At 58.6% G+C, this 11,324-nt stretch carries 9 protein-coding genes; 8 read left to right on the forward strand and 1 reads right to left on the reverse strand.

Annotation, left to right across the window (positions count from 1 at the left end):
* The 8 genes from ACESMB_RS08930 to ACESMB_RS08965 form a co-directional block, all read left to right on the forward strand.
* Positions 1–1,197: putative bifunctional diguanylate cyclase/phosphodiesterase (locus tag ACESMB_RS08930; RefSeq protein WP_372971358.1), on the forward strand; the 1,197-nt coding region annotated here is incomplete at its 5' end.
* A gap of 58 nt (positions 1,198–1,255) precedes the next feature.
* Positions 1,256–1,576: a hypothetical protein gene (locus ACESMB_RS08935; RefSeq protein WP_372925673.1), complete on the forward strand. Its 321-nt coding sequence runs from the start codon at positions 1,256–1,258 to the stop codon at positions 1,574–1,576.
* A 228-nt stretch (positions 1,577–1,804) separates the two neighbouring features.
* The gene (locus tag ACESMB_RS08940; RefSeq protein WP_372925672.1) at positions 1,805–2,236 is read left to right on the forward strand and encodes a MerR family transcriptional regulator; all 432 of its coding nucleotides are present in this window, start codon (positions 1,805–1,807) and stop codon (positions 2,234–2,236) included.
* A gap of 6 nt (positions 2,237–2,242) precedes the next feature.
* Positions 2,243–4,828 carry a heavy metal translocating P-type ATPase gene (locus ACESMB_RS08945; protein WP_372971359.1) on the forward strand — a complete coding sequence of 862 codons (2,586 nt, stop codon included), beginning with the start codon at positions 2,243–2,245 and terminating at the stop codon, positions 4,826–4,828.
* 125 nt (positions 4,829–4,953) lie between these two features.
* Positions 4,954–5,403, forward strand: coding sequence for a DUF411 domain-containing protein (locus tag ACESMB_RS08950; RefSeq protein ID WP_372971360.1), 450 nt, complete (start codon positions 4,954–4,956; stop codon positions 5,401–5,403).
* A 138-nt stretch (positions 5,404–5,541) separates the two neighbouring features.
* Complete coding sequence (locus ACESMB_RS08955; protein ID WP_372925669.1) at positions 5,542–7,257, forward strand: diguanylate cyclase; 1,716 nt, start codon at positions 5,542–5,544, stop codon at positions 7,255–7,257.
* Between the two features lie 74 nt (positions 7,258–7,331).
* A complete protein-coding gene (locus ACESMB_RS08960; protein WP_372971361.1) occupies positions 7,332–9,332 on the forward strand; it encodes a ribonuclease R family protein in 2,001 nt (666 codons plus the stop codon).
* A 66-nt stretch (positions 9,333–9,398) separates the two neighbouring features.
* Complete coding sequence (locus tag ACESMB_RS08965; RefSeq protein ID WP_372926946.1) at positions 9,399–9,611, forward strand: hypothetical protein; 213 nt, start codon at positions 9,399–9,401, stop codon at positions 9,609–9,611.
* Here ACESMB_RS08965 and ACESMB_RS08970 read toward each other — a convergent pair.
* The gene (locus tag ACESMB_RS08970) at positions 9,608–10,504 is read right to left on the reverse strand and encodes an acyltransferase (RefSeq protein ID WP_372926945.1); all 897 of its coding nucleotides are present in this window, start codon (positions 10,502–10,504) and stop codon (positions 9,608–9,610) included. The genes ACESMB_RS08965 and ACESMB_RS08970 overlap by 4 nt on opposite strands.
* Between the last annotated feature and the right edge of the window lie 820 nt (positions 10,505–11,324).

An 11,324-nucleotide genomic window follows, 5' to 3' on the forward strand; every position in this document is an offset into this window, starting at 1 on the left:
GACCTTGACCGCTTCCAGATGCTTAACGACTCCCTCGGCCATCAGTTCGGGGACGAGCTGCTGATCAAGGTCTCCGAACGCCTCAATGCCTTGAGTGACGAGCGGATCATGGTCGCCTACTCCGGTGGCGACGAGTTCATGATCTGCCAGCAGCATGTGGAAGACATTGACGACGTCATCAATCTGCTGGGCCATATCAAGCAGTGTTTTGAAGAGTCCTACGATGTTCAGGGTGAAAAACACAACATAACCGCAACCATGGGCGTGGCGGTCTATCCCCAGAGCGGCCTCGACGCCGACACCCTGTTGCGCAATGCCGATGTGGCTCTGTACCGGGCCAAGGAGCAGGGCCGCAACACCTACCAGTTCTACACCGAGGGCATGCAGGACAGGGAAGTCATGCGCCTGGAGCTGGACAAGGACCTGGACCGCGCCCTGGCCAACGATGAATTCGTGCTGCACTTCCAGCCCCAACTGGATCTCAATGACGCCTCCATCAACAGTGTGGAAGCCCTGATCCGCTGGCAGCATCCACGCCGCGGGCTGCTGCCACCGGTGGATTTCATTCCCCTGGCAGAGGAAAGCGGACGTATTACGGACATCGGCCGCTGGGTGGTCAGGGCCGCGTGCCAGCAGCTGGCAAAATGGCAGAACAGCTCCCATGCCAATCTGCGTATTGCGGTCAACCTGTCGGGCCGCGAACTGGATGACGAGGGCATTGTCGAGCATATCCGGGAGACTCTGGAATACCATGGCGTTCCGGCGGACCGACTGGAAGTGGAGCTGACTGAAGAGATCTTTATCCAGAACATCGAGCACAATCTCAACCAGCTCTCAAAGCTTCACAAACTGGGTGTGCACCTGGCCATTGATGACTTTGGCGTTGGCTATTCCTCCCTGGGTTACCTGCGGGACTTCCCGGTGGACCTGCTGAAAATAGACCGCTCCTTCATTACCGATGTCACCGAGCGGCACGACGATGCGGTGATAACCCGGGCAGTCATCAATCTGGCCCATAACCTGGGCATCCAGGTGGTGGCCGAAGGCGTGGAAACCCGGGACCAGCTGAATTTCCTGAAGAATCACCGCTGCGATCTGATCCAGGGCTACTTCATCAGCCGCCCGATTCCGGCTGCGGAACTGGAAAGGGCCCTGGGTTCGGGCCTGCTGAATGTGGACACACCGGTTGGCACGTGATTGAAATGAGCGCTGCGAATCACCACTATTCCGGTATCAGCTTTCAAGGTACCGACGTATGAGTTCAAACTATCTGACCAAAGAACAGAATGATCGCTTGCGGCAGTGGGAATCCTGGAACAAGAGTTATTTTATCTTTGCCTTCTTCTCGCTGATTGTGATCCTGGTCTTCAGCAGCCAGCTTGGCCTGTCCAGCGGTGACAGCTGGGGCCCGCTGGGGGTTCTCATTGCTGCGTTGATCACCCCGATCATCATTCTGCAGTTGCGTCTGGAATGCCCTGCCTGTGGCGAGAAAATCGGCTGGCAAGCCAAACTGATGGCCCCGGACCAGTGCAAGGCCTGCGGTACCTTTCTCCGCGCGAAAAACTCCTCATCCTGAAAAAACCTTTGACTTGTGAGTAGCTCACAGGTTTTAGGCTATCCTTAACTTGATACTACGTGGCGTTCAGCCTGGACGCCATTCGTGGTCGGGTGGAACCTGCTTCCGAAACTCGCTCCTTCGGCACATCCATGTGACGCTTGGGCTCCGTCATCCATGGCTCCGCACAGTTTCGGAAGAGAGTTCCATCCAGCCACTCGAGCAAACTTATTGTTGGCGATGCTGCTTATGAAAGTTAAAGAGATTGCTATAGGCGCAGGGGTTAATCCGGATACTGTCCGGTTTTATACCCGGGAAGGGTTGCTGAAGCCTACCCGGAATCCGGACAACAATTACCAGCAATACGATGCTGAAGATTTGCGGCGGTTGCGTTTTGCCCGCAAAGCACGGCAACTCGGATTCTCACTGCCGGAAATCCGGGAGATTCTGGAGAAGGCTGACGATCATCACTCGCCATGCCCCATGGTTCGGGACGTTTTTCAGCAGCGGCTCGCGGAGGTAGAGCGGGAAATTGCCGAGCTGCAGCAACTGCGTAGCCGCATGACCGCTGCTTTGTCCGCCTGGCAGGATATGCCGGATGGCACGCCGGACGGGCATACGATTTGCCAACTGATTGAACACTGGGACGAGTCTGCCCCGGAAACAGGTAGGAAGGAGTGATACTCCATGAATGAGAAAACCGCATTACACCCGGCGCTGTCGATTTACGGCGCATCCTGCCAGGGCTGCGTTCGCAAGATCCTTGGCGCCCTGGAGCCGTTGACCGGCAGCGCCGACCAGGTTGAGGTAAATCTGGAGGAGCAAACGGTCGCCCTGCCAGATGGTATTGATACCGGTGAAGCGGCCCGTATCGTGACCGAGGCCGGTTACCCCGCCTCGCCACTGGGGGCGTCGTCCGCAACTGAGGCTGGTTCCGGAGGCGACCATTGTCATTCTGACAAGGTTCAGGAGCAGGCTGAAGCCGGGCACACCCATGAGCACAAGGAAGATAAAGCGGAGTCCGCTGGTGACGGTGAACAGATTCATCTGGCGGTGACCGGTGCCACCTGTGCCTCCTGTGTGAACACAATTGAAAAGGCGCTAAAGTCGGTGGATGGCATTACCGGTGCCCACATGAACCTGGCGGACAATACGGCCACTGCCACTGGCCAGGCGGATCCACGGGCGCTGATCAGGGCGGTGGAAAGTTCGGGCTACGGCGCCAGCGTGATCGAGGACCCGGATGCAGCGGATGACCGCAAGCAGGAGGAGGATCGCAAACATTACAAGACGCTGCTGGTGAAAATGGCGATCAGCCTGGGCCTGGGCCTGGGCCTGATGATCTGGGGCATGGGCTTCAACACCATGATGGTCACTTCGGACAACCAGATGATCTGGTTTACTCTGGGCATTCTCACCCTGGGTGTTATGGTTGCCACTGGCGGCCACTTCTTCACCGGTGCCTGGAAGGCATTCCGTCATCACAATGCCAACATGGATACCCTGATAGCCCTGGGCACCGGCACCGCCTGGGTCTATTCCATTGTGGTCACCAGTATTCCCGATGCACTGCCGGAAATGGCGCGGCATGTCTATTTTGAAGCCTCGGCGATGATTATCGGCCTGATCAATCTGGGCCAGGCGCTGGAACTTCGTGCCAAAGGCAAAACCTCTGAAGCCGTGCGTCGGTTGCTGGATCTGCGGGCAAAAACCGCGCGTGTCATCCGTAACGGCGAGGAGCAGGACCTGCCGGTAGAGCAGGTTGAAGCCGGCGACCATATCCGTGTGCGCCCCGGTGAGAGTCTGCCGGTGGACGGGGAAATCACCGAGGGCAATACCCGCATTGACGAGAGCATGCTCACCGGTGAACCCATGCCTGTCAGTAAGGGGGCGGGTGACGAAGTTTCTGCCGGCACCCTGAACACCCATGGCTCGATCATCTACAAAGCCACCCGCGTCGGCAGCGAGACCGCCCTCGCCCAGATTATCCGCCTGGTCAAGAAGGCCCAGGGCTCAAAGCCGGCAATCGGACGCCTGGCGGACAAAATTTCCTCGGTGTTCGTACCCACCGTGATGCTGATCGCCGTGGTCTCTGCGCTGGTCTGGTACAACGTCGGGCCGGAGCCGGCGGCGGTCCACATGATGGTAGCCGCCACTACCGTACTGATCATCGCGTGCCCCTGTGCCCTGGGCCTGGCTACACCGATGTCGGTGATGGTGGGGGTTGGCAAGGCAGCAGAATACGGCGCGCTGATCCGCCAGGGCGATGCCCTGCAGACCGCAGGCAAGCTGGACCTGGTGATACTGGACAAGACCGGCACCATTACCGAGGGTCACCCGGCCGTGACCCGTTTCCATGCACCTGACGACAATACCGGCAGATTGCTGGCTCTGGCGGCGGGCCTGGAACAGCACTCGGAGCACCCCCTGGCAGAAGCGATTATGGCGAAGGCCAAAGATGAAGACGCCAGCCCGGATAAGGTCACCGGGTTTGAAGCCCTCAACGGCAAGGGGGTGAAGGGTGAGCTTGACGGTCAACCAGTGCGCCTGGGCAATCGCCGCTGGCTGGAAAGCGAGGGTGTGGATCTGGCTGAACTTCAGCAGGAAGCGGATGCCATTACCTCTGAAGCCGGCACCCCGCTATTCCTGGCCCTGGGTAACGAGGCGGTTGGCGTGATCGGCGTTGCCGATGCCGTCAAGCAGGATTCCGAGGACGCTATCCGCCGCCTCCACGATGCCGGCATCCGGGTCATGATGGTCACCGGCGACGTGGACGCCACCGCCAAAGCCATCGCCCAGAAAACCGGGATCGATGATTATCGCGCCGAGGTGTTGCCGGAAGACAAGGCCACCATCGTCAGCGAAATGCGCGGCAAGGGTTACACCGTGGCCATGGTGGGTGACGGCATTAACGACGCCCCGGCCCTGGCTGCAGCGGACGTCGGCTTTGCCATCGGCACCGGAACCGATGTAGCCATCGAGAGCGCAGGCATTACGCTGATGCGCGGCTCGCTTCACGGTGTGGCCGATGCCATTGAGATATCCCGGGCCACGGTTCGTAATATCCACCAGAACCTGTTTGGTGCTTTTATATACAACTCCATGGGTATACCGGTGGCAGCCGGGCTGTTATACCCTCTATGGGGAATGTTGATGAGCCCGATACTGGCCGGCGCCGCGATGTCGCTGTCCTCGGTTACGGTGGTCACCAACGCCAACCGGCTGCGGTTGTTCAGAACCAGCAATAACGCCGGCAAGGAGGGGAACGAATGAGCACACTTCTGGTCAATGCCGGAGGACTGATCCTGATGGCCGCCATTGTCTGGTGGTTCTGGCTGTCACCCTCCGAAGGCAGCAAACCGGACAACGATCATAGCCATCATCACTGAGGTAACATCATGAAAAAACACTTGCTTGCCCTGGGCCTTGTTGCGACTTTCGGATTTAACGGCCAGTTACAGGCCGATGAGGGACTCAAGGACATTCATGTCTACAAGTCCCCGACCTGCGGTTGCTGCACCGACTGGGTGGATCACCTCAAGGACAATGGTTTCAAGGTGGAAGTGACTGAAACCAACAACCTCAATCCACTCAAACAGGACGCCGGGTTGCCGTCCTCCCTGGCCAGTTGCCATACGGCGTTCATCGGTGACTACGTGATTGAAGGCCACGTCCCGGCCAACGACATTCACCGCCTGATAGCCGAGGCCCCGAAAGCCAAAGGGCTTGCGGTACCGGGCATGCCGGTCGGCTCACCGGGCATGGAAATGGGCGACCGCAAGGACCCCTATCAGGTGCTGATGTTTAACGAGAGCGGCCAGACCAGGGTATTTGCAGAGCACAACTAACCCGAACGACTCCGGGGACACCAGAGCACCAACATGACACAGGGCTGCAATCGCAGCCCTGTCTGTTTTTCCTACACTCTTTGCCGCCCCTGCTCTATGATATCGGTCAGATAGACTCACCACCTACGAGGAATGCGCTTGAGCCTCAAAACCCGACTCCTGGGCCTGGCAGCGGTGCTGATGATCACCGCTTCGCTGGCGTCGTGGCTGGCATATCGGCAACTCTCCGAGAATATTATCGAACGCTGGGGGCAGCAGGTAGCGGAAATACAGGTCCGCTATGACAGCGCTCGCCTGCTACAGTCTCTGGAGCGGGAAATAGGCCTCGCCCGCCAGATGGCGGATTCCTCAACGCTGGTGAGATGGGCGGCGGCGGAAGACGAGAACCTGAATCGCGAAGCGATCCGGGAAATGGAAAGCTTCCGCAGTAATTTCCGCGACAACAGTTATTTCGTGGCGCTTCGGGATTCCCGCCACTATTACTACAACAACGCCGACAACGAATTTGAAGACAATCAGTTCCGCTACAAGCTCGACCCGGACAAACCCGAGGATGCCTGGTTCTTCCAGTTAATCGAGGAAGGCCGCGACTTCCACCTCAATGTGAACCCCGATGCCGAGCTTGGCGTTACCAAGCTGTGGATCGACGTTCTCATGCGTGACGAAAACGATCGTATCGTCGGGATGGTCGGCACCGGACTGGATCTCGATGCGTTCCTGCAGGACATAGTCGACATTGACCAGGAAGGCATCACCACCCTGTTCGTGGACTACAACGGGGCCATCCAGTTATACCGCGACCGGAACTACATTGATTTCGCCAGTATCATCAAACCCGAGGGCCAGAAAAGCACCGTGGACCTGCTGTTTGACCGCGGCGAGGACAAGCAGAAAGTGCTGGGGATGCTCCAGATCCTGAAGAACCGGGGCGGTGCCACCGGAGCCGTGGAAAGCAGCTTTGTCACCGTGGATGGCCGGAAACACCTGGCCGGCGTCGCTTTTCTGCCTGCCATTGGCTGGTTCGAAATCACCCTGCTGGATCTGGAGACGCTCCTCCCCACCAGCTATCTCTGGCCACTGGTCGCGGTGTTCCTCACAAGCCTTATCATCACGCTTGTCCTGTTCCACCTGATTATCCGCTCGCGCATCCTCAAACCTATCATCAGCCTGGAAAGCGCCGTTGAGAAGGTTCGTAGCGGCAGTTTCACGCTCCCCCACCTGGACAAGCCGGATAATGAAATAGGCCGGCTCGCCAGTCATTTCGAAAAGATGACCGAGACAGTCGGTCACTCGACCCGTGAGCTGGAACGAAAGGTGGAACAGCGCACCGACGAGCTTTACCGGCTGGCGCGGATTGATGCACTTACCGGTTTGAAGAACCGCCGCGGGCTGGACGAGGGCCTCGACGAGGAAATTCAGCGGGCGCAGCGGCAGGGCACTGGCTTCGGGCTGATCTGGCTCGATATCGATCATTTCAAAACCATCAACGACGAGCTGGGCCACCAGGTCGGGGACGAGATTCTCTGCCGCGTTGCACTCTGGCTCAAGGCCGGTCTGCGCCCCTACGACCATGCCGGCCGGTGGGGCGGGGATGAATTTGTAGTTGTGCTTTCGCCCTGCGACCGAAGCACCCTGCACCAGATCGCGTCACGAATTCACGAAACCATCGAGAGGGACAGTATCCGTACCGGCACTCCCGTCACGGTGAGCGTGGGCGGTTACTACTGCGAGCCCGGGGATGATATTGAGACCATCCTTCGCCAGGCTGACCAGGCGCTTTATCAGGTTAAACAGCAGGGCCGGAACAGGGTCTTTATTGTCGATGGCCGGGGCAGGGAAACTAACCCCGCGTAACGGGTCTGACTCATACCGCCATAACCGGTATACTCCGCAACAACATTCAAATTTTATCCATTCAGGTTCTGTTCATGCTCAACGCCGACGCCCTCAGCCAGTTGCGCCAGCTGAAGTCCGATATTGAAGAAAACAAGGTGGTGTTTCCCGGCACTGTCAAAGCCACCAACGGACGTTTCGGCTTTGTGGCACTGGATGAAGGACGGGATGTTTTCCTGCCACCGGAAGAAATGCAGAAAGTCCTTCCCGGCGACCGCGTCAATATCACCGAACAGGAAGGCGACAAGGGCAAAACCCAGGGTGTCATTGACGAACTGCTGGAAACCAGCCTGGACACCTTCGTGGGTCGTTACCTGGTGAGGGGCAAGGGCCACTTCGTGGTGCCGGAAACCCCCGGTATCAACCGCTGGATCTTCATCCCGCCGAAAGAACGCCAGAATGCCCAGCCGGATGACTACATCTACTGCCGCATTCACAAGCATCCGATCAAGGATGGCAAAGGCCAGGCAAAAATCCTGAAAGTGATCGGCAAAGCCGGGGAAACCGGCATCGAGCGCTCCTTCACGGTTGCCACCTTCGACCTGCCGGACACCTGGCCGGAAGCTGTCAGCAAGCAGGCTGAGGCGCTGGACGAATCCGCAATCGAGGCAAAGGGCGAGGGCCGGGAAGACCTTACCGAGCAGCCCTACGTCACCATCGACAGCCCCGGCACTCAGGACATGGACGATGCCCTGCTGGCCGAGCCCAATGCCACCGGCTGGAAACTGTCCATTGCCATTGCCGACCCGACAGCCGTCATCGAGCCGGGCAGCCCGGCGGAGCAGGAAGCCTTTCGCCGCGCCACTGCTATCTACTTCCCCGGCGAGCCCCTGCCGATGCTGCCGGACACTCTCAGTACCCGCCTGTGTTCACTGATGCCGGACGTCAAACGCCTGGCCCTGGTCTGCGACCTGCAGGTGAACAACGACGGCAGCCTGGGCGATTACAGCTTCCATCAGGCAGTGATCCGTTCTCACGGCAAACTCAGCTACGAGCTGGTATCCAACCTGATCGAGGGCCGGGAAGACGACGACATCAAGGCACTGCCGGATAACGTGACCAATAGTCTCGACCAGCTCCACCAGGCCGCCACCGCCCTGCGCAAGTGGCGGAATGAACATGCCCTGGTGAACGGCGACCGCCCGGAGTTCCGCCTGCGTCTCGATGAGAACCGCCGGGTGCGGCTGATTGAGCCGTCCGTGCAGAATGAGGCCCATCGCCTGGTGGAAGAGTGCATGATCGCCGCGAATCGCTGCGCCGCTGACTTCCTGGGCCAGCAGGACAAGGGCCTGTTTATCCAGCATCCCGGGCTACGTGACGACCGCGCCGACAACATTCGCGCGCTACTTGAGGGTTATGCGCCCGACCTCGCACAAGTGGATGCCACCAGTGCGGAAGGTTTCCGCGACCTGATGAAACAGACCGAAGGCCTGGACTCGGAAGTACCGGTCAAGGCCATCATATCGCGCCAGCTCGCCCGCGCCGAGCTGTCGTTTACCTCTGCCCCCCACCAGGGCATGGGGCTGGCTGCCTACACTACGTTTACCTCACCACTTCGAAAATTCAGTGACTTCCATGTGCACCGGCTGATCAAGTCGATCCTCTGGCAGGAGCCCCTGAGCGAACTGAGCGAAGAGCAACTGGCCGAACTGCAACTGACCCAGTTCCGGGCGCGCCAGGCAGCCAACAGCCTGGAAAGCTGGCTCAAGAGCGATTTCGCCCGCAATCTGGGCGAGGAGCCGATGACCGGTGTCATCAGCCGCACCACTCCCTCGGGCTTCTTCGTGCGGCTGGATGCCAACGGGCTTGAGGGCTTCGTCAGTTGCAAGACCCTGGAAGGCAAGTTCAGCTTCGACCCTGTCACCCTGCGCCTGGTCCACAACAAGAACGGCCGGATCTTCCAGCTTGAGCAACCCGTTTCCGTCACCTATGCCGGTGTGGACGACGAACGCAAGCAGATCCTTTTCAATCTTGTGGAGACGCCGGCCGAGGATGCCGCCACGGGCACCGGGGCGGATAGCACCGACGATGCTTGAAAATCCGGCTCCGGAGCACCATCGTAATAAGATAGAGGCAGCAATCTATTGCGGAGGTGAATCCGGATGCCTATCAGCCCAACGGAATTCCTGAAGAAGTACGGCTTCGACGAGGAAGAAGAGGAGCGGGACCACAGCCTGCGCCACAACGCCATGGAGCACGCGAAGCACCTGAAACGGCCCCATGCCGGAACGCCTCACGACTGGGAAGAGTGGGAGCGTTACAAGGAAGAGCACCCGGACGAAGTCGAGGACGACGAAAAGAGCGACAACGACTAGCTCTGATCAAGCATCCTCGACAGGCGCTCATCTTTTGCCCGCCACTGCTCTGCCAGCCAGTTCTTCACATTTTTGCGGTGCTCGGAGTCGGTCGCATAATCCCGCCCCTTGAGGTGGTCGGGAATGGCGACGGTATCGATCTCCATTTTCACTTCGCTGACCTTTCCGCACATGAAATCCCAGAAGCTGGGCGCACCGCCCGGATAGGCGATAGTCACGTCCACCAGTGTGTCGATGGTGTCTCCCATGGCGTCCAGCACAAAGGCTGCACCACCGGCTTTGGGCGTCAGCAGGTGGGTGTATTTTGATTTCTGCCGGTCGTGTTTGGCCTGGGTAAAACGGGTACCTTCCACGAAGTTCATGATGCTGACAGGGGTATAGCGGAACTTCTCGCAGGCCTTGCGGGTGGCTTTCAGGTCTTCGCCACGCTTTTCCGGGTGCTTGATCAGGTATTCACGGGTGTAGCGCTTCATGAACGGGAAATCCAGCCCCCACCAGGCCAGGCCAATGACCGGCACCCAGATCAGTTGTTGCTTGAGGAAGAACTTGAGAAACGGCGCTCTGCGGTTGAATACCCGCTGCATGGCGAAGATATCGACCCAGCTCTGGTGGTTGCTGAGCACCAGGTACCAGCTTTCACGTTTGAGCTTTTCGTCGCCATGGACGGTCCATTTGGTGCCATGGGTAAGCTTCATCCAGCCAGTGTTGCAGGCCACCCAGGATTCGGAGATCCAGATGATGGCTTTGGTGCAGAGCACGCGGAAGCCCTGGTGGGGGATGAGAAGCTTGAAGATGGCCGGGATGTAGAGGAGCAGGCACCAGAACAGAGTGTTGAGTCCCAGCAGAATGGAGCTGAGTACGCCGGTGACCGGGGCTGGCAGGAAGCTGAGCATGGTTGTCCTGTTGTTGGTTTTATTGCGATGGGCGAATGATACCAATGGTTGGCACGTTTGGGCAGTGGCCTGAAGTGACCGGTTTGCCATTGGGGGTGGACATTCTTGCCATGGTTCTGGCCTTTGCAGATAGTCTAATCTTATTGGACTTCTGTGGCTGTGCAGGTATGAAAGCCCTTTCCCGGACACGCCGTGAACCCCTTCGGGTCCGGCCTGCAATCACAGATTGCAGTCGTTCGCCTGCGCATGAAGCTACGCTTCATAAACGCTTGTCTCACCCATGGGGGCTCGGCATTGCCATCCATGGCAATGCACGGTCCGGGAAAGGGCTTTCATACCTGCACGATCAGACTTGCGTGCCAACCGCCCATTTTCATTCAGAACACGTTAGTGAATTATTTTTTCCAACTTACTCGCCATCGCCGGCGACAGCGACACCCTGGCAACACCCGGCGCGGTGAAACGGATTGAAGACCACGTCAGCTCAAAGGACGTCACCTTCCGGGTCACCCCCGGCGGTCACATGGGTATTCTGGCCGGCAGCAAGGCGCCGAAGGAAAGCTGGTTGGAAATATCGGAGTGGTTGGCAGAAAGATCGGATTGAAGCAAACGTACCACCTGACTAGAGGACGGCTACCACAAAAGTTGGACGCGCGGCTCGGGAAGGGCTGTCCAAAACTGTGCGGAGCCATGGATGGCGGAGCCCAAGCGCCACATGGATGTGCCGAAGGAGCGTGTTTTGGACAGCCCTTCCCGAGCCGTGCAGCCACCAGAAAGTCAGAGGTTCGCCAAAGTCTCAGGCAACTCCGAAAGACTGCGA

This window comes from Marinobacter sp. (assembly GCF_041686475.1).
GTDB lineage: Bacteria > Pseudomonadota > Gammaproteobacteria > Pseudomonadales > Oleiphilaceae > Marinobacter.